20 protein-coding genes are annotated in these 26,374 nt (G+C 71.0%); 5 read left to right on the top strand and 15 right to left on the bottom strand.

The genetic code is table 11. The annotated features are described in order from the left end of the window. Positions 1-204: 204 nt before the first annotated feature. Positions 205-1,245 carry a 3-isopropylmalate dehydrogenase gene (locus OG595_RS10915; protein ID WP_329270518.1) on the bottom strand — a complete coding sequence of 347 codons (1,041 nt, stop codon included), beginning with the start codon at positions 1,243-1,245 and terminating at the stop codon, positions 205-207. Between the two features lie 153 nt (positions 1,246-1,398). Between OG595_RS10915 and OG595_RS10920 the strand changes: the two genes are divergently transcribed. After that, on the top strand, positions 1,399-2,964 hold the full coding sequence (locus tag OG595_RS10920) for a purple acid phosphatase family protein (RefSeq protein ID WP_329270520.1): 1,566 nt from the start codon (positions 1,399-1,401) through the stop codon (positions 2,962-2,964). A gap of 25 nt (positions 2,965-2,989) precedes the next feature. Here the strand turns inward: OG595_RS10920 and OG595_RS10925 are convergent, their stop codons facing one another. The 3 genes from OG595_RS10925 to OG595_RS10935 form a co-directional block, all read right to left on the bottom strand. Next, on the bottom strand, positions 2,990-3,121 hold the full coding sequence (locus tag OG595_RS10925; RefSeq protein ID WP_006374903.1) for a hypothetical protein: 132 nt from the start codon (positions 3,119-3,121) through the stop codon (positions 2,990-2,992). A gap of 294 nt (positions 3,122-3,415) precedes the next feature. Beyond that, entirely contained in the window at positions 3,416-5,056 is a 1,641-nt protein-coding gene (pruA, locus tag OG595_RS10930) for an L-glutamate gamma-semialdehyde dehydrogenase (protein WP_329270526.1), read from the bottom strand. Between the two features lie 152 nt (positions 5,057-5,208). Then, positions 5,209-6,135, bottom strand: coding sequence for a proline dehydrogenase family protein (locus tag OG595_RS10935; protein WP_329270527.1), 927 nt, complete (start codon positions 6,133-6,135; stop codon positions 5,209-5,211). 158 nt (positions 6,136-6,293) lie between these two features. On the opposite strand from OG595_RS10935, the gene OG595_RS10940 reads away from it, so the two are divergent. After that, positions 6,294-7,490 (top strand): PucR family transcriptional regulator, encoded by a 1,197-nt coding sequence (locus tag OG595_RS10940; RefSeq protein WP_329270530.1) that lies wholly within the window; start codon positions 6,294-6,296, stop codon positions 7,488-7,490. Here OG595_RS10940 and OG595_RS10945 read toward each other — a convergent pair. After that, positions 7,487-8,083 carry a TetR/AcrR family transcriptional regulator gene (locus tag OG595_RS10945; RefSeq protein WP_329270533.1) on the bottom strand — a complete coding sequence of 199 codons (597 nt, stop codon included), beginning with the start codon at positions 8,081-8,083 and terminating at the stop codon, positions 7,487-7,489. The genes OG595_RS10940 and OG595_RS10945 overlap by 4 nt on opposite strands. Positions 8,084-8,179: 96 nt before the next feature. On the opposite strand from OG595_RS10945, the gene OG595_RS10950 reads away from it, so the two are divergent. Further along, positions 8,180-9,745, top strand: a complete 1,566-nt coding sequence (locus OG595_RS10950; RefSeq protein ID WP_329270535.1) for an MFS transporter — start codon at positions 8,180-8,182, stop codon at positions 9,743-9,745. A 194-nt stretch (positions 9,746-9,939) separates the two neighbouring features. Here OG595_RS10950 and serA read toward each other — a convergent pair whose 3' ends face one another. The 6 genes from serA to OG595_RS10980 form a co-directional block, all read right to left on the bottom strand. Continuing rightward, positions 9,940-11,529: a phosphoglycerate dehydrogenase gene (gene serA / locus OG595_RS10955; protein ID WP_329270536.1), complete on the bottom strand. Its 1,590-nt coding sequence runs from the start codon at positions 11,527-11,529 to the stop codon at positions 9,940-9,942. 252 nt (positions 11,530-11,781) lie between these two features. Further along, positions 11,782-12,780 (bottom strand): ketol-acid reductoisomerase, encoded by a 999-nt coding sequence (ilvC, locus tag OG595_RS10960; protein ID WP_329270538.1) that lies wholly within the window; start codon positions 12,778-12,780, stop codon positions 11,782-11,784. Between the two features lie 131 nt (positions 12,781-12,911). Further along, complete coding sequence (ilvN, locus tag OG595_RS10965; RefSeq protein WP_053739835.1) at positions 12,912-13,439, bottom strand: acetolactate synthase small subunit; 528 nt, start codon at positions 13,437-13,439, stop codon at positions 12,912-12,914. 21 nt (positions 13,440-13,460) lie between these two features. Then, on the bottom strand, positions 13,461-15,314 hold the full coding sequence (locus tag OG595_RS10970) for an acetolactate synthase large subunit (RefSeq protein ID WP_329270544.1): 1,854 nt from the start codon (positions 15,312-15,314) through the stop codon (positions 13,461-13,463). Between the two features lie 238 nt (positions 15,315-15,552). Then, on the bottom strand, positions 15,553-18,582 hold the full coding sequence (locus OG595_RS10975; protein ID WP_329270547.1) for a putative bifunctional diguanylate cyclase/phosphodiesterase: 3,030 nt from the start codon (positions 18,580-18,582) through the stop codon (positions 15,553-15,555). 402 nt (positions 18,583-18,984) lie between these two features. Beyond that, positions 18,985-19,935, bottom strand: a complete 951-nt coding sequence (locus OG595_RS10980; RefSeq protein ID WP_329270549.1) for a 2-hydroxyacid dehydrogenase — start codon at positions 19,933-19,935, stop codon at positions 18,985-18,987. Positions 19,936-20,011: 76 nt separating this feature from the next. Here OG595_RS10980 and OG595_RS10985 point away from each other — a divergent pair, with 76 nt between their 5' ends. Together OG595_RS10985 and OG595_RS10990 are read left to right on the top strand one after the other, a co-directional pair. Then, positions 20,012-21,010, top strand: coding sequence for an aldo/keto reductase (locus OG595_RS10985; protein WP_329270552.1), 999 nt, complete (start codon positions 20,012-20,014; stop codon positions 21,008-21,010). A gap of 97 nt (positions 21,011-21,107) precedes the next feature. Further along, on the top strand, positions 21,108-22,292 hold the full coding sequence (locus tag OG595_RS10990) for a PQQ-dependent sugar dehydrogenase (RefSeq protein WP_329270554.1): 1,185 nt from the start codon (positions 21,108-21,110) through the stop codon (positions 22,290-22,292). 15 nt (positions 22,293-22,307) lie between these two features. On the opposite strand, the gene OG595_RS10995 is transcribed toward OG595_RS10990, so the two are convergent. From OG595_RS10995 to OG595_RS11010, 4 genes are all read right to left on the bottom strand, one after another. Next, positions 22,308-22,565: a type II toxin-antitoxin system RelE family toxin gene (locus tag OG595_RS10995; protein WP_329270556.1), complete on the bottom strand. Its 258-nt coding sequence runs from the start codon at positions 22,563-22,565 to the stop codon at positions 22,308-22,310. Between the two features lie 85 nt (positions 22,566-22,650). Further along, a complete protein-coding gene (locus tag OG595_RS11000) occupies positions 22,651-22,854 on the bottom strand; it encodes a DUF6191 domain-containing protein (RefSeq protein WP_329270558.1) in 204 nt (67 codons plus the stop codon). Positions 22,855-22,899: 45 nt separating this feature from the next. Further along, positions 22,900-25,941 carry a helix-turn-helix transcriptional regulator gene (locus tag OG595_RS11005; protein WP_329282791.1) on the bottom strand — a complete coding sequence of 1,014 codons (3,042 nt, stop codon included), beginning with the start codon at positions 25,939-25,941 and terminating at the stop codon, positions 22,900-22,902. Between the two features lie 209 nt (positions 25,942-26,150). Further along, a complete protein-coding gene (locus OG595_RS11010) occupies positions 26,151-26,336 on the bottom strand; it encodes a hypothetical protein (protein WP_329270560.1) in 186 nt (61 codons plus the stop codon). Positions 26,337-26,374: the final 38 nt, after the last annotated feature.

Raw genomic sequence — 26,374 nt, forward strand, 5'->3', positions numbered from 1 at the left:
GGTCAGTGTTAGGACGTCCGAGCATTCCCTCGGTCCACGGCTCCGCGTTCGATTATCACGCGGGCGGGGCCATGGACGAAAAGGGCGTGAATGCGACCCAGGGGATGATGGTGACACCCGGCGGGGACATAAGAGAAGCCGCCGGGTGCGTATGCGACCCGGCGGCTTCGAAAGATCTTCGGGAGATCGAGTGAGCGCCGCGGGTCAGCCGGCTACTCGTACGGCGAGGGCGTCGCCGATCTCGTCGGTCGTGCGGGCCGTGGTGCCGCGTTCCGCGAGGTCGGCGGTGACGGCTTCCTCGATGCGGGCGGCCTCGGACTCGTAGCCGAGGTGGCGCAGCAGGAGGGCGACGGACAGGACGGTGGCGCTGGGGTCGGCCTTGCCCTGACCGGCGATGTCCGGGGCCGAGCCGTGCACGGGCTCGAACATCGAGGGGTACTCGCCGGACGGGTTGATGTTCCCGCTCGCGGCGACGCCGATGCCGCCGGAGACGGCCGCGGCGAGGTCGGTGATGATGTCGCCGAAGAGGTTGTCGGTGACGATCACGTCGAAGCGCTCGGGCTGCGTGACGAGGTAGATCGTCGCCGCGTCCACGTGCATGTACTCGGTGGTGACGTCGGGGAACTCCTCGCCCACCTTGTTGAAGATGTCCGTCCACAGGTGACCGGCGTGCACGAGCACGTTGTTCTTGTGGACGAGCGCCAGCTTCTTGCGGGGGCGGGCCTGGGCGCGGGCGTAGGCGTCGCGGACGACCCGCTCGATGCCGAAGGCGGTGTTCAGCGACACCTCGGTGGCGACCGCGTGCGGGGTGCCCTGGCGGATGGTGCCGCCGTTGCCGGTGTACGGGCCCTCGGTGCCCTCGCGGACGACCACGAAGTCGATCTCGGGCTGCCCGGCCAGCGGGGTGGCGACCCCGGGGAGCAGCCTCGACGGACGCAGGTTGACGTGGTGGTCGAAGGCGAAGCGGAGCTTCAGCAGGAAGCCGCGCTCCAGGACGCCGGAGGGCACGCTCGGGTCGCCGATGGCGCCGAGGAGGATGGCGTCGTGCTGCTTGAGGGCGTCCAGGTCGGCGTCGGTGAGGGTCTCACCGGTGGCGCGGTAGCGCCGGGCGCCGAAGTCGAACTCCTTGGTCTCCAGCTTCACATCCTGCGGAAGGACGGCGGAGAGCACCTTCAGCCCCTGGGCCACGACCTCCTGGCCGATGCCGTCACCGGGAATCACTGCGAGATTGATGCTGCGAGACATGACGGCACCGTACTCCGGGTCCCATGGGATGACACACCGTGTCCGCGATACGGACAGCACCCGGACCGGGGGCCGCCGGTCAACCACCGCTCTTCGACCGGCGTTCACCTGTACGTCTGGCGGACGTCGGGGATTGCTGGGAGGTTCCCTCCCATGGACAGTCCCCCGGACACCCCCGACGTCGGCATTCCGCCGTTGCAGGCCCGCCGGATGAGCATGGCCGAGCAGTACGAGTACCTGCGGGCGCGGTTCACCCGGCGCCGCGCGCTGGTGACGGCGGGCGCGCTGGCCGGCGGCCTGCTCACCGGCTGCTCGTCGAGCACGGGCACGGCGAACCCCGCGACCAGCAGGGTCCCCGGCTCGGCCGTCACCCCCTTCGGCCGCCACCTCGCCTTCGGGGCCGACCCGAAGACACAGATGCGGGTCTCCTGGCAGGTCCCGTTCGCGGTGCGGAAGCCGTACGTGCGCATCGGACCGACGCCCGGCGACCTCGGCCGCCGCGTCGAGGCCGAGGTCCGCCCGCTGCACACGCCGGGCGTGACGGGCGTACGCCTCGACCTGGACCAGTACTACGTGCACGCGGCGCTCGACGGTCTGCGCCCCGGGACGACTTACTGCTACGGCGTCGGCCACGAGGGGTTCGACCCGGCGTCCGGCGCGCACAGGCGGACCCTCGGCACGTTCCGCACAGCCCCGGCGACCGGCCCCGCGAGCTTCGTCTTCACGGCCTTCGGCGACCAGGGCGTCACCCCCGACGCGCTCGCCAACGACAAGGGGATCCTCGGCCGGAACCCGGCCTTCCATCTGCACGCGGGGGACATCTGCTACGCGGACGTCACCGGCCACGGCGAGAAGTCGGACAGCTACGACCCGACGGCCTGGGACCTGTTCCTGAAGCAGACGGAGACGGTCGCGAGGTCGGTGCCGTGGATGGTGACGACCGGCAACCACGACATGGAGGCGTGGTACTCGCCGAACGGCTACGGCGGCCAGTCGGCCCGCTGGTCACTCCCCGACAACGGCTTCGACGCCCGGAACACCCCGGGCGCCTACTCGTTCACGTACGGCAATGTCGGCGTCGTGGCACTCGACGCGAACGACGTGTCCTACGAGATCCCGGCCAACCTGGGCCACACGGACGGCCGCCAGACGGCGTGGCTGGACCGGCGGCTGGCCGAGCTGAGGGCTTCGGACGCGGTCGACTTCGTCGTGGTCTTCTTCCACCACTGCGCGTACTCGACGTCCACGCACGGCTCCGACGGGGGCGTACGGGACGCCTGGGTGCCGCTCTTCGACAAGCACCAGGTGGATCTGGTGATCAACGGCCACAACCATGTGTACGAGCGGTCGGACGCCCTCAGGGGCGGCCGGGTGGGCCGACGGGTACCGGTCGGCGCGTCGACCGACCCCACGCGGGACGGCACCGTGTACGTCACGGCGGGCGGCGCGGGCCAGAGCCTGTACGGCTTCCCGTACGGGGTGAAGGACAGCTTCGAGGGGAAGGTCGCCGACCGGGAGTCGGTGGAGACCTACCACTGGACGAAGTCGCGGGAACGGCACGAGGACACCGTGGAGTGGTCACGGGTGCGCTACACCGGCTACTCGTACCTCTCGGTGGAGGCGCGAGCGGGCGTACCGGGCACGGCTCCCCGGCTCACGGTGTCGGCGCTGGCGCAGAGCGGGGAGCGGATCGACCACTTCGAGGTGCGGCGCGGGTGAGGCGCCTCGCGCCCGACGGCGGTCCTCAGTGACCCGTCTGGCCGCCGTTGTCCCGGCGGTCGAGGGCGCGCTGGAGGGCTGCGGCGGCGTTCTTGCGGTCCGATTCGCTCGTCGGAGAGACGTGGCGGACTCGGCGGCGGACGGTCGTCTCGGCCATGGGAAATCGACTCCTTCAAGGAATCCGGGAGTACGGCGGGGAGATTCGAGACGCCGGGTGGGACGGAGAAGCAGCGGTACCGCAGGGGTTGCCTGCACGGGGTACCGGCTCACAACCGTCATTCGCTTGGTCCAGCGAGACGTTCGGCTTCTACAAAGCTAGGCGAGGACCGGGCATCTGTCTCCACAATTACTCGGACTTCCTACTATCTGAGACGGCGGACCGGTCGCACGCGGGCCGGGTGGCCGCCGAACGGTTCGGCGGCCACCCGGCCCGGAGTCTCAGGGGTGGAGGTCAGCCCATGTGCGGGTACGGGTAGTCGGTCGGGGCGACCAGGGTCTCCTTGATGGAGCGGGTCAGGGTCCAGCGCATCAGGTTCTGCGGGGCGCCCGCCTTGTCGTTGGTGCCGGAGGCGCGCCCCCCGCCGAACGGCTGCTGGCCGACGACCGCGCCGGTCGACTTGTCGTTGATGTAGAAGTTGCCGGCCGCGTAGCGCAGCTTCTCCATCGTGTACGCGGCTGCCGCGCGGTCGCCGGAGATGACCGAGCCGGTCAGCGCGTAGTCGGACACGGACTCCATCTGGGTCAGCATCGCGTCGTACGTGTCGGCCGAGCTGTCGTCGTACACGTACACGGCGAGGAACGGGCCGAAGTACTCGGTGGTGAAGACCTGGTTGGCCGGGTCCGTGCACTCCACGACCGTCGGCCGGACGAAGTAGCCGACCGAGTCGTCGTACGTGCCGCCCGCCACGATCGTGCACGTCGGGTCGGACTTCGCGCGGTCGATGGCGGCCTTGTTCTTGGCGAAGGCGCGCTCGTCGATGACCGCGCCGATGAAGTTGCCGAGGTCCGTCACGTCACCCATGGTCAGATGGTCGACCTCGGCGGCGAACTCCTCACGGAAGCCGTCGTTCCAGATGGAGGCCGGGATGTAGGCGCGGGAGGTCGCGCTGCACTTCTGGCCCTGGTACTCGAAGGCACCACGGGTGAGGGCCGTCTTCAGGACCGCGCGGTCGGCGCTCGGGTGCGCGACGACGAAGTCCTTGCCGCCGGTCTCGCCGACGAGACGCGGGTACGAGCGGTACTTCTCGATGTTCGCGCCGACCGTCTTCCACAGGTACTGGAAGGTCTTCGTCGATCCGGTGAAGTGGATGCCGGCCAGATCGCGGTGCTCCAGGGCCACCCCGGAGACCTCGATGCCGTCACCGGTGACGAGGTTGATGACGCCCTTGGGCAGCCCGGCCTCCTCCAGCAGGCTCATGAGGAGGACCGCGGAGTGGGTCTGCGTCGGGGACGGCTTCCAGACCACCACGTTGCCCATGAGGGCGGGCGCGGTGGGCAGGTTGCCGGCGATGGCCGTGAAGTTGAAGGGCGTGATCGCGTAGACGAAGCCTTCGAGAGGGCGGTGGTCGAGACGGTTCCAGACGCCCGGGGAGTTGGCGGGCGGCTGCTCGGCGAGCAGGTCGCGCGCGTACTTGACGTTGAAGCGCCAGAAGTCGACCAGCTCGCAGGGACAGTCGATCTCGGCCTGCTGGGCGGTCTTCGACTGGCCGAGCATGGTGGAGGCGGCGAGGGTCTCGCGCCAGGGGCCGGCCAGCAGTTCGGCGGCACGCAGGATGATCGCGGCACGGTCGTCGAACGACATCGCGCGCCACGCGGGCGCGGCGGCGAGCGCCGCGTCGATCGCGTCCTGGGCGTCCTGCCGGGTGGCGTTGGCGTAGGTGCCGAGACGGGCCTCGTGACGGTGCGGCTGTACGACGTCGAACCGCTCGCCGCCGCCCATGCGCCGTACGCCGCCGATGGTCATCGGCAGGTCGACGGGGTTCTCGGCCAGCTCCTTGAGCTTGACCTCCAGGCGGGCCCGCTCGGGCGACCCGGGGGCGTAGCCGTGCACCGGCTCGTTGACGGGGGTGGGGACCTGGGTGACGGCGTCCATGGGTTCCGAATCTCCTTGGGGGGTGAGTGAGCGGGTGTTGTCGGGGACCAAATCCCTTGGTCTCAGCCCTTGGTGAGGATCGAGCGGCCGCTGTGCTCACCCGGGGGCCAACCCCCGGACCCCCGGCCGAATCCTTCAGCGACTGTCATCCCTCAGCCTCGGGTGAGCATGCTGCGGGCGAAAAAACGCAGGTTGGCGGGCTTCTCGGCCAGCCTCCGCATGAAGTACCCGTACCAGTCCGTCCCGTACGCCGTGTAGACGCGCATCCGGTGCCCTTCCGCGGCGAGGCGCAGATGCTCGTCGCTCCTGATCCCGTACAGCATCTGGAACTCGTACTCGTCGGGCTTGCGGCTCGCGCGCCGGGCGAGTTCCTGGGCGATGGAGATGAGGCGCGGGTCGTGGGACCCGATCATCGGGTACCCCTCGCCCTCCATCAGGATCCTCAGGATGCGGACGTACGCCTTGTCGGTCTCGGACTTCTGCTGGTAGGCGACCTCGGCGGGCTCCTTGTACGCGCCCTTGACCAGCCGCACGCGGCTGCCGCTGTCGGCGAGGCGGTGGGCGTCGGCCTCGGTGCGGTACAGGTAGGCCTGGATGACGCAGCCGGTCTGCGGGAAGTCCTTCCGGAGTTCCTCGTGGATCGCGAACATCGAGTCGAGGGTGGTGTGGTCCTCGGCGTCGAGCGTGACCGTCGTGCCGATCGCGGCGGCGGCCTCGACGACGGGCCGGATGTTGGCGAGGGCCAGCTCATGGCCGTCCGGCAGGGCCTGGCCGAAGAGCGACAGCTTGACGGACATCTCGGCGCGGGTGCCCAGTCCGAGCTCCCCGAGCCGCTCGACCAGCTCCAGATAGGCGTCCCGGGCGGCGGCGGCCTGTTCGGGGGTGGTGATGTCCTCGCCGACCACGTCCAGGGTGACTTCCAGTCCCCGGCCGGTGAGGTCCCGGACGATCGGGACGACGTCGTCGACCGTCTCGCCGGGGATGAAGCGGTCGACGACCGGCCTGGTCACCGGGGCGGCCGAGATCAGCCGGCGCATCCGGTCGCTGCGCGAGGCGGCGAGAATCACGGGACCCAGCACGGGGCACCTCCACAAAAGGCCGGAAGACGAAGAACCGGAGAAACCGGAAAACCGGAGAACCACCGTGAAACCTAGGGATCTCTCCGAGCGTGGGCCATCGACAGCTGTCACGCATCCGTGCCCCAGATCTCATACAGATGTCTGAAGGAGGTGCCGGAATGCGCAAGAATGCCCCCATGAGCCAGGCGAGCGGCGACCACCACGGCGACTACCAGGACCTGGTGGACGACATCTCGGAGCTTCTCGGCGCCCCCGCGACGCTGGAGAACCGCGACTTCGAGCTGCTCGCCTTCGGCGCGTACGACAGCGAGGGCGAACTGGACGCGTCGGCGCTGGACCCGGTGCGCGCCCGCTCGATCCTGACCCGCCGCTCGACGCCGGCGGTGCGCGCGTGGTTCGAGGGCTTCGGCATCACGCGCGCGAGCGGCCCGGTGCGCATCCCGCCCACCCCGGAGGCGGGGGTCTACCGGGGGCGGATCTGTCTCCCCGTACGCCATCGGGGTGTCGTGCTCGGTTACGTCTGGCTGCTGGACGACGATCCGGGGCCCCAGGCGGAGCAGCTGGCGTCGGCCATGGAGGTGGCGGACCGGATCGGCGCGCTGCTCGCGGACGACGCGCAGGCGGGCGCCGACCTGACCCGCGAGTTCCGGACGGTGCTGACCGCCGAGCGCGGCTGGCAGCGCGACATGGCGGTGGCGGCGCTGCGTACGGCCCTGGGGACTCGGGGCGAGGGCCCGCACGCGGTGGTGTGCGTGGCGCCGTGGCCGTCGGCGGATCCGGAAGACGCCCCGTCGGCCCGTACGGTGCCGCACGCGACGGCGGTGTGCACGGTGCCGTGGGGTTCGGCGGCCCAGAGCCTGGCGCTGCTGATCAGGCTGCGCGCGACGGAGGTGCCCGCCCCGGCGCTTTCGGCGGCGGCCCGGCTGCTGAAGGAGACGCAGGGCCGGGTGGCGGCCGGGGTCGGCGCCCCGCGCACCGGCCTGGCCGGTCTGGGCACCGGCTGGCAGGAGGCCTCGGCGGCGGCCCGCGCGGCCCTGGCGGAACCGCACCTCGGCCCGGTCGCGGAGTGGGGCGCGATCGGCCCGTACCGCCTGCTCACGGCGCTGCCCCCGGACACGGCCCAGGACCCCGCGGTACGCACCCTGCTCTCCCCCGCCCACCAGGAACTGGCCCGCACCGCGGAGGTCTACCTGGACCGCGCGGGCCAGGCGGGCCGCACGGCGGCGGAGCTGGGCATCCACCGCCAGACGCTGTACTACCGCCTGTCCCGGGTGGAGCAGCTGACGGGCCTGGACCTGGACGACGGCGAGGACCGCCTGCTGCTGCACATGGCGCTGAAGGGGGCCCGGCTCTAGAGCGGCCCCTGGGCGGCCTGAGCCGACCCGATGACCCGGCGCAGCCCCTCGGTGAGCTGCTCACCGGTCGGCGCCGTCGCCGGATCGAAGACGTACTGGCAGATGAGCCCGGTCATCAGGGTGTTGTAGAACTGGCCGACGGAGTCGACGTCGTCCTCCGACACGTCCTCCTCCTTGCCCCCGAGGAACAGCGGGATGATGCCGCGCCCCGCCTCGCGCTGGGCCTGCGCCAAGTGGTCGCGGACGGTCGGCAGTTGGTCCCCCATGGCCACGATCTCCACGCTCAGGCGCCACAGCGAGCCAGGCTGCCGCATGGTGGCGATGATGTTCGACCAGACCTCCTGGAACCGGTCGAGCGAGCCGGGCCCGGTGCCGCCGGCCGTCTCCACGGCGGGGGCGAAGTCGTCGGAGAGCCCTTCCACGAGGGAGACGTACGCCTCCGCGAGGAGCTTGTCCTTCGAGCCGTAGTGGTAGCCGATCGACGCCAGGTTGGTGCCTGACTCCTTGACGATGTCGCGCGCGGTCGTGCGCACGAAGCCCTTTTCCAGAAGGCAGCGCTTGGCGCCTTCGAGCAGATCCTCGCGATGTCCCATGCGACCACCCTACCCACGGTCCATACGACCGTCCTAGACAAGTGAATTACACGACCGTTCTAGACAGTCGTTTAATACGGCCGTATATTCCCTGCCATGACGAACCCGCCGAACCCGACGAGCACGACCACCTCCCCCGGCCCTCGTGCCGGCCGCCGCGAATGGACCGCGCTGGGCGTGCTGATGCTGCCGCTGCTGCTGGTCTCCATGGACGTCTCCGTCCTCTACTTCGCCGTTCCCGCAATCAGCGCGGACCTGGAGCCGACCGGCACCCAGCAGCTGTGGATCTTCGACATCTACGCCTTCGTCCTGGCCGGTCTGCTGATGACGATGGGCTCGCTCGGCGACCGCATCGGCCGCCGCCGGCTCCTCCTCGTCGGCGCCGCCGCATTCGGCGCGGGCTCGCTGCTCGCCGCCTACGCGAACAGCGCCGAGACCCTGATCGCGGCCCGCGCGGTCCTCGGCATCGGCGGCGCGACCCTGATGCCGTCGACGATGGCCCTGGTCCGCACGATGTTCCGCGACCCCGGCCAGCGCGCCAGGGCGATCGGCATGTGGTCCGGCGTGATGACCGGCGGCATCGCCCTCGGCTCGGTGATGAGCGGACTGCTGGTCGAGTACTTCTGGTGGGGCTCGGTCTTCCTGGTCAACCTGCCCGCGATGGCACTCCTGCTGGTCCTGGGCCCGATCCTGCTCCCCGAGTCGAAGAACCCGGACCCCGGCCGCTTCGACCTCCTCGGCGTGCCCCTGTCGATGGCCGCCGTCCTCCCCGTGATCTACGGCCTCAAGGAGATCCCGTCGGAGGGCTGGCACCCGCAGTACGTCCTGTCCGTCACCGTGGGCCTGTTCTTCGCCCACCTCTTCGTCCAGCGCCAGCGCACGTCCGCCTCGCCCCTCATCTCCCCCGCGCTGTTCCGGGGCCGCGGCTTCGGCCCGGCCGTGGTCCTGAACCTGCTCGCGGCGTTCGCGATGATGGGCTCGGCGTACTTCACCACGCAGTACCTCCAGTCGGTCCTCGGCAAGAGCTCGGTCGAGGCCGCGCTGTGGGGCCTGCTGCCGACGGTCCTGGTCGGCATCGCGGCCCCCGTCGCCGCCGCCCTCGTCCAGCGGGGCGTGGAGCGCGCCCATGTCGTCGCCGGCGGCTTCGTCACGGCGGCCTGCGGATACGGGCTGCTGGCCCTGGTCGGCACGGACTCGCTGTGGCTGGTGCTGGCCGGCGCGGGCGTCCTCGCCGCCGGCATCGTCACCGTGATGTCCCAGATGATGGACCTGGGCCTGAGCACCGCCCCCCTCGACAAGTCGGGCGCCGCCGCCTCCCTGCTGGAGACGGGCTCGGAGTTCGGCGGCGCGCTCGGCATGGCCGTACTGGGCTCGATCGGTACGGCGGTCTACCGCCACGGCATCCCGGCCTCGGCACCCGCCCCGGCCCAGGAGACCCTGGGCGGCGCACTGGCAGTGGCCCGGCAGCTTCCGGCGCGCACGGGAGACGCGCTGATCACGACGGCCAGGGAGGCGTACGCCCATGGAATGCAGGCGGCTGCGATCGCGGGGGTGGTGGTGTTGCTGGGGGCGGCGGTGCTGGCGGCGCGGGCGCTCCGTGGGGTGACTGTGCGGGAGACGGTCGTGGAAGAGGCGGAGGACTACTGCGTCCAGGGCGACTGAAAACGCCGGGTGGACTGGGATTACCCAGTCCACCCGGCGTTCGCGTTCCAGACCTGGCCGACGACCACTTGCGGCCTGGCCAACGGTTACTTTTCAGCGCCGCCCGGCAATCCCAGCCCGTCCGGCGATTGAGGACGAGGCCGTTCAGGCCGCAGCGGGGGCCCGGGGGCGGCAGCCCCCGGACGACGGTCACCTCAGACCAGGTTGACCGAGCGGGCAGACGTCGCCCCGATCTCCTCGGCGACTTCCGCCAGCACACCGGGGGCAACCGTGTCGTCGACGGTCAGGACGGCCAGCGCCTCACCGCCCGCCACCGACCGGGACACCTGCATCCCGGCGATGTTGATCCCGGCCTCGCCGAAGATCCGGCCGACCGTGCCGACGACGCCCGGCCGGTCCGCGTACCGGTACACGACCATGTGGTCGGCGAGCGCGAGGTCGACGTCGTACTCGCCGACCGCGACGATCTTCTGGTGGTTCTTGGGACCGGCCAGGGTGCCGGAGACCGACACCTCCTCGCCGCTGCTGAGCGTGCCGCGCACGGTCACGACGTTGCGGTGGTCGGCCGACTCCGAGCTGGTCGTCAGCCGCACCTCGACGCCGCGCTCCTGGGCGAACAGCGGGGCGTTGACGTACGACACGGTCTCGTCGACGACGTCCTCGAACACGCCCTTCAGCGCGGAGAGTTCGAGCACCTTCACGTCGTGCTGGGTGATCTCGCCGTACACCTCGACGTCGAGACGGACCGCGACCTCGCCCGCGAGCGCGGTGAAGATGCGGCCGAGCTTCTCGGCGAGCGGCAGACCCGGCTTGACGTCCTCGGCGATGACACCGCCCTGGACGTTCACCGCGTCCGGGACCAGCTCACCGGCGAGGGCGAGACGCACCGAACGGGCGACGGCGATACCGGCCTTCTCCTGCGCCTCGTCCGTGGACGCGCCGAGGTGCGGGGTGCAGACGACCTCGTCCAGCTCGAACAGCGGGGAGTCCGTGCAGGGCTCCTTCGCGTACACGTCGAGACCGGCGCCGGCGACGCGGCCCTCCTTGAGCGCCGAGTACAGCGCCTCCTCGTCGACGATCCCGCCACGCGCGGCGTTCACGATGCGCACGCTCGGCTTGACCTTGTGCAGCGCCTCGTCACCGATGAGACCGAGGGTCTCGGGCGTCTTCGGCAGGTGCACGGTGATGAAGTCGGAGACCTCCAGGAGCTCGTCCAGGGACAGCACCTTGACGCCCATCTGCGCGGCCCGGGCAGGCTGGACGTACGGGTCGTAGGCGACGACCTTCATACCGAACGCGGACATGCGCTGCGCGACGAGCGCGCCGATGCGCCCGAGGCCCACGACACCGAGGGTCTTCTCGGCCAGCTCGACGCCGGTGTACTTGCTGCGCTTCCACTCGCCGTTCTTGAGCGCGGTGTTGGCCTGCGGGATGTGGCGTGCGGTCGCCAGCAGCAGACCGCAGGCCAGCTCGGCGGCGGTGACGATGTTCGAGGTGGGCGCGTTGACGACCATCACGCCGGCCTTGGTGGCGGCGGAGACGTCCACGTTGTCCAGGCCGACGCCGGCTCGTGCGACGACCTTCAGCTTGCGGGCGGCGGCGACCGCCTCCGCGTCGACCTTGGTGGCCGAGCGGATCAGGATCGCGTCGACGTCGGCGATGGCGGGGAGCAGTTCGGCTCGGTCCGCTCCGTTGCAGTGCCGGATCTCGAAGTCCGGGCCGAGCGCGTCGACAGTCGCGGGCGACAGCTCTTCAGCGATGAGTACGACAGGTTTCGAGCTCACGTGAGGTCCTCACTCAGTCCTATGCGGACGGCCGTCCCGACGGCCGCAGGCGGTGGAGGTGCTACCGCGTGGAAGACGCACGACGCTGTGGGCCTGACGCGTTGGTAGTACGGCAGTGTAGTGGCGCGGCGAAGGGCGGCTCCCGCCCTTGCGGAAGGATCACTCATCCGTGACCGGTCAGCGCGGACAAGGCCTTACCGGGGGTTCGGCAATGGGGCCGCAGCATGCGCCGCGGCCCCATTCCCCGAAGACCTACGCCTCGTCGTCGACCCAGGACATGAGCTTGCGCAGCTCCTTGCCCGTGGTCTCCAGGAGGCTCTTCTCGTCCTGGGACTTGTACTCGTTGTACTTCTTCAGACCGCCGTGGTACTCGGCCATCCACTCACGCGCGAACGTGCCGTCCTGGATCTCGGCGAGGACCTTCTTCATCTCGGCCTTGGTGGCGTCCGTGATGATCCGCGGGCCGGTGACGTAGTCGCCCCACTCGGCGGTCTCGGAGACCGACCAGCGCATCTTCTCCAGGCCGCCCTCGTACATGAGGTCGACGATCAGCTTCAGCTCGTGCAGGCACTCGAAGTACGCGATCTCGGGCTGGTAGCCGGCCTCGGTCAGCGTCTCGAAACCGGCCTTGACCAGCGCGGCCGTACCACCGCAGAGAACGGCCTGCTCACCGAACAGGTCGGTCTCGGTCTCCTCGGTGAACGTCGTCTTGATGACGCCGGCGCGGGTGCCGCCGATGCCCTTGGCGTACGAGAGGGCCAGCGCGAAGGCGCTGCCGGTCGCGTCCTGCTCGACGGCCGCGATACACGGAACGCCGCGGCCCTCCTCGTACTGGCGGCGCACGAGGTGGCCCGGGCCCTTGGGGGCGACCATGCAGACGTCGATGCCGGCCGGGGGCTTGATGAAGTCGAAGCGGATGTTCAGGCCGTGACCGAAGAACAGCGCGTCGCCCTGGTTGAGGTTGTCCTTGATGGACTCCTCGTAGACCTGGGCCTGGATCGGGTCCGGGACGAGGATCATGATGACGTCGGCCTCGGCGGCGGCCTCGGCCGGGGTCACCACGCGCAGGCCCTGCTCCTCGGCCTTCGCCTTCGACTTGGAGCCCTCGTGCAGACCGACGCGGACGTCGACACCCGAGTCACGGAGCGACAGCGCGTGGGCGTGGCCCTGGCTGCCGTAACCGATGACCGCGACCTTGCGGCCCTGGATGATGGACAGGTCGGCGTCGGCGTCGTAGAACAGCTCGGCCACTTTGGGTTCTCTCCTTGAGTGCAGGTGTTGCGTCCCACCGTATGACGGCGGGCGGAAGTGAGGTTCGGGGGTCTCGGTATACGGGCGGCCGGTATCACCCGGCCGCCCGTATCCGCCGTCCTTGACGCCGGCTATGCCGACCGGTCGAGGGCCCGCAGGGACCGGTCCGTGATCGAGCGCGCGCCGCGCCCGATCGCGATCGTGCCGGACTGCACCAGTTCCTTGATGCCGTACGGCTCCAGCATCTTGAGCATCGCGGACAGCTTGTCGCTGCTGCCGGTGGCCTCGATGGTGACGGCCTCCGGGGAGACGTCGACCGTCTTGGCACGGAACAGCTGGACGATCTCGACGATCTGGGAACGCGTCTCGTTGTCCGCGCGCACCTTCACCAGAACGAGTTCACGCTGAACGGCCGAGCCGGATTCCAGTTCGACGATCTTCAGCACGTTGACGAGCTTGTTGAGCTGCTTGGTGACCTGTTCGAGGGGAAGTGCCTCGATCACGTTGACCACGATGGTGATGCGGGAGATCTCGGGGTGCTCGGTGACGCCGACGGCGAGCGAGTCGATGTTGAAGCCGCGCCGGGAGAACAGGGCGGTGATCCGGGCGAGGACACCTGGCTTGTTCTCGACGAGGACGGAGAGGGTGTGCTTGGACATGTCTCTTTACGTCTCTCTCGCTCAGTCGTCTTCGTTGTCGCCGAAGTCGGGGCGGACGTCCCGGGCGGCCATGATCTCGTCGTTCGAGGTGCCGGCGGCGACCATCGGCCACACCATGGCGTCCTCGTGGACGATGAAGTCGATCACGACGGGGCGGTCGTTGATCGAGTTCGCCTCCTCGATGACCTTGTCGAGGTCGTCGGGGGACTCGCAGCGGATCGCGTAGCAGCCCATCGCCTCGGACAGCTTGACGAAGTCGGGGACACGGGTGCCCCTGGCCGCCGGATTGACGTCGTCCGGCCCGGAGTGCAGCACCGTGTTGGAGTAGCGCTGGTTGTAGAACAGGGTCTGCCACTGGCGGACCATCCCGAGGGCGCCGTTGTTGATGATGGCGACCTTGATCGGGATGTTGTTGAGCGCGCAGGTGGTGAGTTCCTGGTTGGTCATCTGGAAGCAGCCGTCGCCGTCGATCGCCCAGACCGTACGGTCCGGTGCGCCGGCCTTGGCTCCCATCGCGGCGGGGACCGCGTAGCCCATCGTTCCGGCGCCGCCGGAGTTCAGCCAGGTCGCGGGCTTCTCGTACTGGATGTAGTGCGCGGCCCACATCTGGTGCTGGCCGACGCCCGCCGCGAAGATCGTGCCCTCGGGGGCGAGCTGTCCGATGCGCTCGATGACCCGCTGGGGGGAGAGCGAGCCGTTGTCCGGCTGCTCGTAGCCCAGCGGGTAGGTCTCGCGCCAGCGGTTGAGGTCCTTCCACCAGGCGGCGTAGTCGCCGGTCTGGCCCTCGCTGTGCTCCTTCTGGACCGCCTGGACCAGGTCGGCGATGACCTCGCGGGCGTCCCCGACGATCGGGACGTCGGCGGCGCGGTTCTTGCCGATCTCCGCCGGGTCGATGTCGGCGTGGACGATCTTGGCGTGCGGGGCGAAGCTGGACAGCTTGCCGGTGACACGGTCGTCGAAGCGGGCTCCGAGGGCGACGATCAGGTCGGCCTTCTGCAGCGCGGTGACGGCGGTGACCGCACCGTGCATGCCCGGCATTCCCACGTGCAGCGGGTGGCTGTCGGGGAATGCGCCGAGCGCCATCAGGGTGGTGGTGACGGGCGCTCCGGTGAGTTCTGCGAGGACCTTCAGCTCGGCGGTGGCCTTGGCCTTGATGACACCGCCGCCGACGTACAGCACCGGCCGCTTGGCGGCGGTGATCAGCTTGGCCGCCTCGCGGATCTGCTTGGCGTGCGGCTTGGTCACCGGGCGGTAGCCGGGCAGGTCGGTGACCGGCGGCCACTGGAAGACGGTCTGGGCCTGGAGGGCGTCCTTGGCGATGTCGACCAGGACCGGGCCGGGGCGGCCGGTGGAGGCGATGTGGAAGGCCTCGGCGATGGTCTTGGGGATGTCCTCGGCCTTGGTGACCAGGAAGTTGTGCTTGGTGATCGGCATCGTGATGCCGACGATGTCCGCCTCCTGGAAGGCGTCCGTGCCGATCGCCTTGGACGCGACCTGCCCGGTGATCGCCACGAGCGGCACCGAGTCCATGTGCGCGTCGGCGATCGGGGTCACCAGGTTGGTGGCACCGGGGCCGCTGGTCGCCATACAGACGCCGACCTTGCCGGTGGCCTGCGCGTAGCCGGTGGCCGCGTGACCCGCGCCCTGCTCGTGCCGCACGAGCACGTGCCGCACCCGTGTGGAGTCCATCAGCGGGTCGTACGCGGGAAGGATCGCACCGCCGGGAATGCCGAATACCGTCTCGGCCCCGACCTCCTCAAGCGAGCGGATGAGGGACTTCGCACCCGTGACGTGCTCGGGGGCGGACTGCTGTCCTCCGGAACGGGGCCGCGGCTGCGGGTGATGGGCCCCGGTGGCCTGCTCGGTCATCGGCATTCTCTTCTCGATGCTGAGGGTTTTTGCGAGTTTTGTACGGTGTGCGTTGCGGCCCGACCTGCGCCGGTGCAACAAAAAACCCCTCGTGCCGTGAGGCAAGCGAGGGGAGCGCGCCGGGTGCGGTCGCTGGAAGTTCCGGGTCCGTCCGAAACGTTCACCAGCGTCAGCCGACGCGCTTTCCAAGTACGAGAATTCGGGTGCGCATGGGGTCGACCCTCCCCCCGGCACGCACCGACTGTCAAGTGGGTGGGACGGGAGTCTCATTATGTGAACGGAGGGCGGTTCCGCCCCCGAAAACAGCGGGCACACCTGTACTTGTGTACACCCCGCTGCCGCCGCCCGCGAACGCGGGCTCGGCCGGACCGTTCGGCACCGGGTAGCGGCCGGTGGACAGTGCCCGGCGCAGCCGGTACTCGTCCAGCGGCCCGGAGAACGCCATGCCCTGCCCGTGCGTGCAGCCCATCGCGCGCAGGGCGACCACCTGGTCCGGCAGGTCCACGCCGTCGGCGACGGACGGCAGCCCGAGGTCGGCGGCGATTCTGAGCAGGCCGCTGGTGATCTTGTGCAGCCGCGGGGACTCGACGACGCCCTCGACCAGACCGCGGTCGAGTTTCAGCACGTCGACGGGGAGTCTCCGCAGTGCCGTGATCGGCGCGTAGCCGCTGCCGAAGCCGTCCAGCGCGATCCGGACGCCGAGGCATCTGAAGGCGTTCAGCCGGCGCTCCAGTTCGTCCAGGGAGATCCGGGGGTCGGTGTCCGTCAGTTCGATCTCCAGGGCGCCGGTGGGGAGCCCGTGGCGGGTCAGCAGGGTCTCGATCGACCCGAGGGGCAGCGAGCGGTCGAGGAGCCGCCGGGCACTCATCCGGACGGCGACGGGTACGGCGAGCCCGGTCGCGGCGCGTTCGGCGGCCTGTTCGACGGCCTGCTCCAGCATCCAGCGGTCCAGCTCGGCGGTCCTGTCGCTGTCCTCGGTGACGCGCAGGAACTCGGCGGGCGTGAAGAGCACTCCCTGGGAGGAGCGCCAGCGCGCCTGGGCACAGACCGAGGTGATCCGGCCGCTGTCCAGTTCCACCACGGGCTGGTGCAGCAGCGTGAACTCGCCGTCGTGCAGTGCGGCACGCAGCCGGGTGGCCAGTTCCGCCTTCCGTACGACGTCCTGCTGCATCTGGGGCGCGTAGAGCTCGACGCGGCCCTTGCCGGAGGCCTTGGCCCGGTACATCGCCAGGTCGGCGTTGCGCAGCAGCTCGCCCGCGCCGAGGCCGGGCTCGGCGAAGGCGACACCGATCGAGGCGTTGACCCGGACATCGTTGCCGTCGATCTCGTAGGGCTGCGAGAGGGTGAGCCGCAGTCTGTCGGCCAGCTCCCCTATCTGGCGTTCGCGCGCGGCACGGTCCCGGGTGCCGTCCCCGACGATCAGGGCGGCGAACTCGTCGCCGCCGAGCCGGGAGGCGGTGTCCCCGTACCGGACCGAGTCCTGGAGCCTGCGGGCGGCCTGGACGAGCAGTTCGTCGCCCGCCTGGTGTCCGATCGTGTCGTTGACGGCCTTGAAGCCGTCGAGGTCGATGAAGAGGACGGCCGTGCCGCGGTCGGTGGAACGGCGGCCGGACAGGGCCTGCTGCACGCGCTGGGTGAACAGGGCGCGGTTGGGCAGGTCGGTGAGCGGGTCGTGTTCGGCGTTGTGCTGCAACTGGGCCTGGAGCCGCACCCGTTCGGTGACGTCCCGGCTGTTGAAGATGAGGCCGCCGTGGTGCCGGTTGACGGTGGACTCGACGTTCAGCCAGCCTCCCCCGCTCTCGGCTTCTCCCCCAGCCTCCGGCCGGGAGGTCCCCCCGCCGCCGGCCTTGAAGCGGCACTCGATGCGGGTGGTGGGTTCGTCGTCGGGGCTGGCGGCGAGGAAGCGGCGCACTTCGTGCACCACGCAGCCCAGGTCCTCGGGGTGGATGAGGTGGGCCAGTTCGGTGCCTACGAGTTCCTCCGCGGACCGTCCGTAGACCCCGGCGGCGGCCGGGCTGACGTACCGCAGAATCCCGTTGGGAGCGGCGATCATGATGACGTCGCTGGAGCCCTGCACCAGGGAGCGGAAGTGGTTCTCCTTCTGGGCCAGTTCCTGGGTGAGGGTGATGTTGTCGAGCAGCATGATGCCCTGGCGCACGACCAGCGCGAGGACGACGCCACCCGCGGTGATGAGCACCACGCGGTCGGGGCTGCGGCCGTTGAGAACGTTGTAGAGGACGCCCAGCGTGCACACGGCGGCGGCCAGGTACGGCGTGAGCGCGGCCAGGGACCCGGTGATGGGCCGGGTGAACGGATACCTGCCGTGATCGCCTCCCGGTGCGGGCGGATGCCCCTGCCTGGGGGCGGGCGCCCGGCCCTGGCGGGGTGCGGGCCCGCGTCCGTCGGGCCTGCCCGGGTGCTGCCGTCCGGGGCGGTGTTCGTGCACCACACGCGTGTGCCCGTCGGACTCGCCCGGGCCGCCGTGCCCGGAGCCGACCCATGGGGCGTACGCCAGCAGCAGCGAGCCCGCGAACCAGCCCGCGTCGAGCAGCTGGCCCGAGTGGTAGTTGTTGTGCATCAGGGGCGAGGTGAACAGGGCGTCGCAGCCCACGGTCAGGGCGAGCGCGCCGATCGCGGTGTTCGCGGCGGAGCGGTTCACGGTGGAGCGCCGGAAGTGCAGCGCGAGGACCATGCTGACGAGGGCGATGTCGAGCAGCGGGTAGGCCAGCGACAGCGCGGTGTGCGCGACGCTGGGCCCGTCGGCCTTCGCGGCCTGCGCCAGGGCGAGGCTCCAGGACAGGGTGAGGAGCGAGCCGCCGATCAGCCAGGCGTCGAGGACCATGCAGACCCAGCCGGCCTTCGTCACGGGCCGCTTGGCCAGGACCAGGAGTCCCACGATGGCGGGCGGGGCGAAGCACAGGAAGAACAGGTCGGCGAAGCTGGGGCTGGGCACGGCCCGGTCGAGCACCACCTCGTACCAGCCCCAGACGAGGTTGCCCAGGGAGGCCATGGCGGACGACAGGGCGAACAGCAGCCAGGCGGGCCGAAAGCGGATGCGGCGCCGGGCGTAGAGGAAGCACGACACGGCCGCGGCGCCCGCCGCGACACTCAGTCCGAAGTCGCCCATGATCAGGGCGAGTCGGGGGGAGCCCCAGCCGAGCGCGGAACCGACGGCGTATCCCGCGCACACCAGGGCCAGCACGAGCTGCGAGACCAGGTTCGTCCCGCCGCCGAAGACCGGCCGGCGGGCCAGCAGTGCCCCGGGGGAACTCACCGGACACTCCGGGCCCGCACCGCGACCGCGTCCCGCGCGCCCCGTCGCGCCGGGTGCGCGGTGGGGGCCGGGGGCGCGGTGTGGGTGTGCCTCCGGCGACCGCCGTGTCGGCGGTGCTGGTGATGGCTGCTGTGGCCGCGTCTGCGCGCGGCCGTGCACCAGGGTCGCCGTCGGCGGCCCCGCCGCGTCGGATCGTTCGTCCATAGGCCGTGCATCGCCCGTCGCCCCCCTCACAGTCTGCAATGTCCATCCCCGGCGCCGAACGGTTCGCGGCGCAGCCCCTGTCGGGACGATACACCAGTCTCGTCACTCAGGGACATAGTTCCTCTACTCTCCGTAACGGCCGACGGCTGTGCCGACACACCCCGCATACGGGGGAATGCGGAGGGTGCCCGAACCGGACTATGCGTCGACCGCCCCCGTCGTAAGGATCACGTTCCGCAACGGCTCCTGGTTCATGAAACGGCTCAACTGGTCCGCCAGCAGCCTCTCGGCGCGCGGCCGGAACGCGGAGGTCGGGCCGCCGACGTGCGGGCTGATGAGCACGCCGGGTGCCTGCCACAAGGGGTGGCCCGGAGGCAGCGGCTCCGGATCGGTGACGTCGAGGGCGGCCGTCAGACGCCCGGATTCCAGCTCGGAGAGCAGCGCCTTGGTGTCGACGACGGGCCCGCGGGCCACGTTCACGAGCAGTGCGCCGTCCTTCATCCGGGCCAGGAAATCGGCGTTCACCAGCCCTCTTGTCTGATCGGTGAGGGGTGTGGCGAGGATCACGATGTCGGCTTCGGGCAGCAGGGCGGGCAGTTCGGTGAGCGGGTGCACCGGTCCGCGCGCCGTGGTGCGCTCAGAGCGCGCGACGCGCGCCACCCGCGCGAGCTCGAAGGGCGCGAGCCGGTCCTCGATCGCGGCGCCGATCGATCCGTAGCCGACGATGAGGGCGCTCTTGTCGGCGAGCGCCGGCCGGAAGCCGCCCCGCCACTCCCCCTTGTCCTGTGCCCGCACGAAGTCGGGGATGCCGCGCAGCGAGGCCAGGATCAGGGCGAGGGCCAGCTCACCGGTGCTCGCCTCGTGCACACCGCGCGCGTTGCACAGCCGCACGCCCGGGTGCAGCCGCCCGAGCCCGGGCTGGATGTTGTCGACGCCCGCCGACAGCGTCTGAAGCACCTGGACGCGGGTCATCTCCGGCAGGGGACGTACACAGACCTCGACGGGCTTCATGTACGGCACGACGTAGAACGCGCAGTCGGCCGGGTCCCCGGGGTAGTCGTCGTCGCCGTTCCAGAAAAGGTAGCCGGGCCCTTCGGGGAGGCCCTCGATCTCCTCCGGCGGGATGGGGAGCCACACGTCAGCAGTCATGGTCACGAGCGTAGGCGAACCCCTGTGCGTACAGAGGTTAGGTTTGGGGGGCAAGGAGAGAGAGGTTCACGACCAGGTGGAGCGCAGGACGATCGGCGCGGCGGCGCTCGAAGTGGGGGCCGTCGGCCTCGGGTGCATGCCGATGACCTGGGCGTACAGCGCCTCCCGGCAGCGTGGCGAGGAGTCGGTGCGGGCCGTGCACCGGGCCCTGGACGAGGGCTCGACGCTCCTGGACACCGCCGACATGTACGGCCCGTTCACCAACGAACTGCTGGTGGGACGGGTGTTGAAGGAGCGGCGCCGGGACGCCTTCGTGTCGACGAAGGTCGGTCTGCTGGTGGGTGATCAGCACATCGTGGCCAACGGCCGCCCGGGATACGTGAAGCGGGCGTGCGACGCCTCGCTGCGCCGGCTCCAGACGGACGTCATCGACCTCTACCACCTGCACCGCGCGGACCCGGAGGTACCCGTCGAGGAGACCTGGGGCGCGCTGGCGGAACTCGTACGGGCGGGAAAGGTGAGGGCGTTGGGGCTGTCCGCGATGGGCGCGCGGTCCGGGCGCCGGCCGGGGGCGCGGCTGCACGACGCGACGATCCGCCAGCTGGAGCGGGTGCAGCAGGTGTTTCCGGTCAGCGCGGTGCAGGCCGAGCTGTCGGTGTGGTCGAGGGAGGCGCTGGACGCGCTGCTGCCGTGGTGCGCGGCCCGCGACATCGGCTTCCTGGCGGCGATGCCCCTGGGCAACGGCTTCCTGACGGGGACGCTGACCCCGGGCGGGGGCTTCGAACCGGAGGACATCCGCGCCCGCCATCCCCGCTTCACGGCCGACATGATGGCGGCGAACCAGCCGATCGTGGCGGGCCTGCGCCGCGTGGCGGCACGGATCGGCCCGGAGGTCACCCCGGCCCAGGTGGCGCTGGCGTGGGTCCTCGCGCAGGGCCGGCACGTGGTGCCCGTGCCCGGGGCGAAGCAGGAACGGTGGGTGGCCGAGAACGCGGTGGCGGCGCGGCTGCGGCTGTCGGCGGCGGACCTGGCCGAGGTGGCGGCACTGCCCGGGGCACAGGGGTCGTGGGACTGACGCCGGAACCGGGCCGCGGGCATCGGGAACCCGTGATCGGGAACTCGTGAGGCGCGAGCGGTGTATGACAAGGAGAACCCGCCGCGTCGAAAGGACCATGATCGTGCAACGTAGAGCTGTGACGGCCGTACTGGCCGCGGCCACGCTCCTGCTCACGGCCGGCTGCTCCTCCGACGAGGGAGGGAGCGGGGACGGCGGTGGGCCGGGCGGCAACGACAGCGCGTCACCGGGACGTACGAGCCCGGAGTCGTCGCCCCCGGCGCGGGGGGCCGAGCAGACCCCGCCCGCCAAGGGCTCGGTGAAGGTGGTGCGCACGGTCACCGAGGGCCTGAAGACGCCCTGGGGCCTGGCCCCGCTGCCGGACGGCGATCTGCTGGTCTCCTCCCGTGACGAGGGCACGATCACGCGCGTCGACACGGAGACGGGCAGGAAGACCGAGGTGGGCGAGGTGCCGGGCGTCTCCGCGGCCGGTGAGGGCGGTCTGCTGGGCCTCGCACTGTCCCCGTCCTTCTCGTCGGATCACATGGTCTACGCGTACTTCACCACCGATTCGGACAACCGTATCGCCCGGATGCTGTACGAGGAGGAGAAGCCGGCGGGCGAGCAGCTGGGCGCCCCGAACACGGTCTTCCGGGGCATCCCGAAGGGCTACATCCACAACGGCGGCCGGATCGCCTTCGGCCCGGACAGGATGCTGTACGCGGGCACGGGCGAGAGCGGTGAGACGGGTCTGTCGCAGGACAAGGCCTCGTCGGGCGGCAAGATCCTGCGCCTGACCCCGGAGGGCGAGCCCGCCCCGGGCAACCCCTTCCCCGACTCCCCGGTGTACTCCTACGGCCACCGCAATGTGCAGGGCCTCGCCTGGGACTCGAAGCAGCGCCTGTTCGCCTCGGAGTTCGGCCAGGACACCTGGGACGAGCTGAACCAGATCGAGCCGGGCGACAACTACGGATGGCCCGAGGCGGAGGGCGACAGCGACGACGACGCGTTCCACAACCCCGTCGCCCAGTGGCACACGGACGACGCGTCCCCCAGCGGCGTCGCCTACGCCGAGGGCTCGATATGGATGGCGGGGCTGAAGGGCAAGCGTCTGTGGCGCGTCCCGCTGAAGGGCACGGAGACCTCGGCCGACCCGCAGGCGTTCCTGGAGGACGAGTACGGCAGGCTCCGTACGGTCGTGTCGGCGGGCGGCGACAAGCTGTGGCTGGTGACGAGCGAGACGGACGGCAGAGGGTCCCCGGAGGGCGGGGACGACCGGATTCTGGAGCTTCAGGTGACGTAGCTGTCCGGCAGTGGCTTATTCGTCTATCAACGACTGGTCGAGGAGTGCCACCGAGAGCAGGATCAGGAACGCCCGGTGGACCATGTAGCCGGCGGTCAGCCCCGGGGCGACGGACACCACACGGATGTCCTCGCCGCTGACGGCCTGGGACACGGGCGTGAAGGGATCCTCGGCCAGCTTCAGCAGCCCGCGCTCCAGGAGCTTGCGTCGGTCTTCGGGAAGCGTGTCGCGCTGTGCGGCGGCACGCTCGGTGAACTCGATCTGGTACAACACGGCTCCTCCGAGGAGTTTGTCCTGCTGCCAGCATCCCGCGTCGAGGCGGTCGGCGTGCACCGACCGGGAACAGCCCCAGCCGGTGTCAGAGTTCCTGAGAAGCCTCCGGCCGCTCCGGTTCTTCCGGCTGCTCCGACCGGCGTACGACGACCTTTCCGGACGCGAGGTCTATCGGGCCGCGTCCGGGGTCGCCGTCGCCGACGTCCGTGCGGGTCAGCTCCAGGCGGTTCTGCTCGTCGCGCGTGTGCTTGCGTCCCGGGGCGAAGAGCTCCTCGAACATGTTGAACACGGGGCCTCCCAGGGGCCTGGGTTCCTTGCAGCGTAGCTCCCGTCCTCACCCGGTCGTCCGGACCGGGACCGCCCCGGGCGGGAACAGCCCCAGCCGGTGGGCGACCGCAGCCGCCTCTCCCCGGCCCGAGACGCCCAGTTTGGCCAGGATGTTCGAGACGTGGACGCTCGCCGTCTTCGGCGAGATGAAGAGTTCCTCGGCGATCTGCCGGTTGGTGCGGCCGGCGGAGACCAGGCGCAGGACGTCCCGTTCGCGGCTCGTGAGGCCCAGGGATTCGGCCGGGTCCGCCGCGGGACGGGACGAGGCGCGGGTCGGGGTGAGGCGGGCGCGCTGGGCGAGGAGGGTGACGGCGTCGGCGAGGGGGCGGGCGCCCAGGTGACCGGCGACGGTGGCGGACAGCCGGAGGAGTTCGGTCGCCCGGTCGCGGTCGTCGGGCTCGGCGCCGTCCGTGAGCAGGGACTCGGCGAGGCGGTGGCGGACCCGGGCGAGGTCGTAGGGGCGGTCCAGGGCCTCGAAGGCGGTGACGAGCCGTGACCAGGTGTCCGGGGTGGCGGTGCCGTCGGCGCGCTGGAGTTCGGCGCGGACCCACTGCTCGTGGGCGAGCCAGACGGGGGCGCCCGTGGTGAGCTTCTTCGCGGTGTCGAGGATGCGGGCGCAGGCCTCGGGGCGGCCCGCGTCCACGGTGGACAGGGCGCGGGCATCGGCCTCCGCGGTGGCGGCGGCGAGGAGCAGCAGCCAGCCGTAGCGGTGGGTGCCGGGCGGGAAGCCGGTGTCCAGGACGTGGCCGAGTTCGGTGCGGGCGTCGAGGAGGCGGCCCTCGGCGACGGTGACGCCGATGCCGACCAGGGCGAGCAGCAGGTCGTGCTGGGGCATGGGGTCGTGGGTGCCGAAGTGCTCGTGGGCGGTGGCCAGTTGGCGCGCGGCCTCGGGCAGGTCGCCCCGGTCGAGAGCGAGCCTGGCCAGGCAGATGGCACCGGCGCCCTGCGGCTTGTTGCTGTGGCCGCGCCGCAGCGCGTTGGCCGCGGCCTCGGCGGCTTCGTCCCAGCGGCCGAGTGAGTACAGCGATTCGGAGAGGTTGCCCCACACCCAGGCCTCGGAGTCCAGCAGCCCGAACCTGCGGGTGTAGGCGACGCCCTCCTCCAGGATGGGGACGGCGTCCCGGGAGCGGCCGACGCCTTCGAGTCCGGAGGGGAGGTTGACGTATGCCCGCCCGGCGACGAGGAAGATGTCCTCAGCGACCGCCCGTTCCTTGATGGCGTGCATCTCCTCGAACCCGGTCTCCGTGGCACCGGCGTCGATCAGGAGGCCGCCGTGGGTGAGCCGGGCGTGCAGTTCGGTCTCGTGGGCGCCCACCATGCGCGCGTACTCGACGGCCTTCTCGGCGGCGGCGAGGGCGTCGGGGCCCGGGCAGTGCAGCATCGACCAGACGGCGGCGCTTGCCAGGACGTCGGCGTGGACCTCCGAGGGCGGCAGGCCCCGTACGAGGTTCTGGGCGGTGTCCAGTTCCTTCCAGCCGTCGCCCCGGGACAGGGACTGGACCAGGCGGGAGCGCTGGCACCAGAACCAGGCGGCGCGCAGGGGGTCTCCGTCGTCCTCCAGGAGGTGCAGCGCACGCTTGATGATCTTCAGGGCGCGTTCGCGCTCCCCGCACAGCCGGCCCGCGACGGCGGCCTCGGCCATGAGGTCGAGGTAGGGCAGGGGCGTGGTGGCCGGGTCGCAGCCGCAGGGCGGGTAGACCTCGGTGTAGTCGACGGGCCGGAGTGTGGTCCGTACGGCGTCGGGGGCGGCGTCCCACAGCTCCATCGCCCGTTCCAGGAGCCGCAGTTGCTCGGAGTACGCGTACCGGCGGCGGGCGGTGACCGAGGCGTCCAGGACGGCGGGGAGCGCCTTGGCCGGGTCGTGGGCGTGGTACCAGTAGCTGGCCAGACGCATGGTGCGTTCGTCGGCGGGGACGAGCGTCGGGTCGGCTTCCAGGGCCTCGGCGTAGCGGCGGTTGAGGCGGGAGCGTTCGCCGGGGAGCAGGTCGTCGGCGACGGCCTCGCGGACCAGGGAGTGGCGGAAGCGGTAGCCGTCGCCGGCCGGGGTGGCGAGCAGGAGGTTGGCGCCGACGGCCGCGCGCAGCGCCTCGATGAGGTCGTCCTCGGCGAGCCGGGCGACGGCGGCGAGCAGCCGGTACTCGACGGTGGAGCCGCCCTCGGCGACGATCCGGGCGACCCGCTGGGCGCTCTCGGGCAGGCTTTCGACGCGGACGAGGAGCAGGTCCCGGAGGGTGTCGGTGAGCCGGGTGCGGCAGCCCTCGTGGGCGGCGACGGCGAGTTCCTCGACGAAGAAGGCGTTGCCGTCGGAGCGGTCGAAGATCTCGTCGACCTGGGCCGGTTCGGGTTCGGCGGCGAGGATGCCGGCGATCTGGCGGCCCACTTCGGCGCGGTTGAAGCGGCTCAGCTCGATGCGGCGGACGGTGCGCAACCGGTCCAGTTCGGCGAGCAGGGGGCGCAGTGGGTGACGGCGGTGGACGTCGTCGGCGCGGTAGGTGGCGAGGACGACGAGGCGGCCGGTGCGCAGGGTGCGGAAGAGGTAGGCGAGGAGGTGGCGGGTGGAGGCGTCGGCCCAGTGGAGGTCTTCGAGGGCGACGACGACCGTGCGGTCGGCGGCGACGCGTTCCAGCAGGCGTGCGGTCAGTTCGAAGAGGCGGGCCATGCCCTCCTCGTCGTGCCGTCCGACGCCGGTCTCGCCCAACTCCGGTAGCAGCCGGGCCAGTTCCTCCTCCTGCCCGGCAGCGGCGGCGGCCAGCTCGTCGGGCAGCGCGCGTCGCAGGGCACGCAGCGCGGTGGAGAAGGGCGCGAAGGGCAGCCCGTCGGCGCCGATCTCGACGCAGCCGCCGAGCGCGACGACGGCACCCCGGCCCAGGGCCGCTTCGGCGAACTCCTCGACCAGCCGCGTCTTGCCGACCCCGGCCTCCCCGCCGAGCAGCAGTGCCTGCGGCTCACCGTCGGCCGCACGGGCGAGCGCGTCGTGCAACACCCCCAACTCGTCACCACGACCGACGAACACCGGACAGACGGACCTGGTCTCCACGGGCCAGAGCATCGCACAGGGCTCTGACATCGCGGGACTGGTTATCGGGCCGACGGACGGGGTGACGGGCGGGGTTACCGGCGAAGTGGTGGACAACAACGTGCCGGACGGGCCGGTCGCCGAGACGGCGACCGGCCCGTGGTGGGTCGTGGGGTGGACGGCCGCGGCGTGCGCGGGGAGGAGCGACGCCGTGGGAGAGCCGTCCGCCCGTCCCGCGGTGCTCACGCGGCCCGGGTGAACCAGTGCCGGCGCGTGCGGTCGGTATGCACCTCGCCCTCGGCGGCCCGGCCGGCTGCCTCGCGGCGGGCGGCACGGGCGCCGCGGACCGCTTCCCGGGCCCGGCGCTCGTCCGCGGCCTCGCGGCGCAGTTCGGCGGAACGGATCTGGTGGAGTTCGTACTCGAACATGTGATGCCCCTCGGGTCCTGGTGAGTTCGGTCGGTCTT

It is taken from the genome of Streptomyces sp. NBC_01451, from assembly GCF_036227485.1.
Classification (GTDB): domain Bacteria; phylum Actinomycetota; class Actinomycetes; order Streptomycetales; family Streptomycetaceae; genus Streptomyces.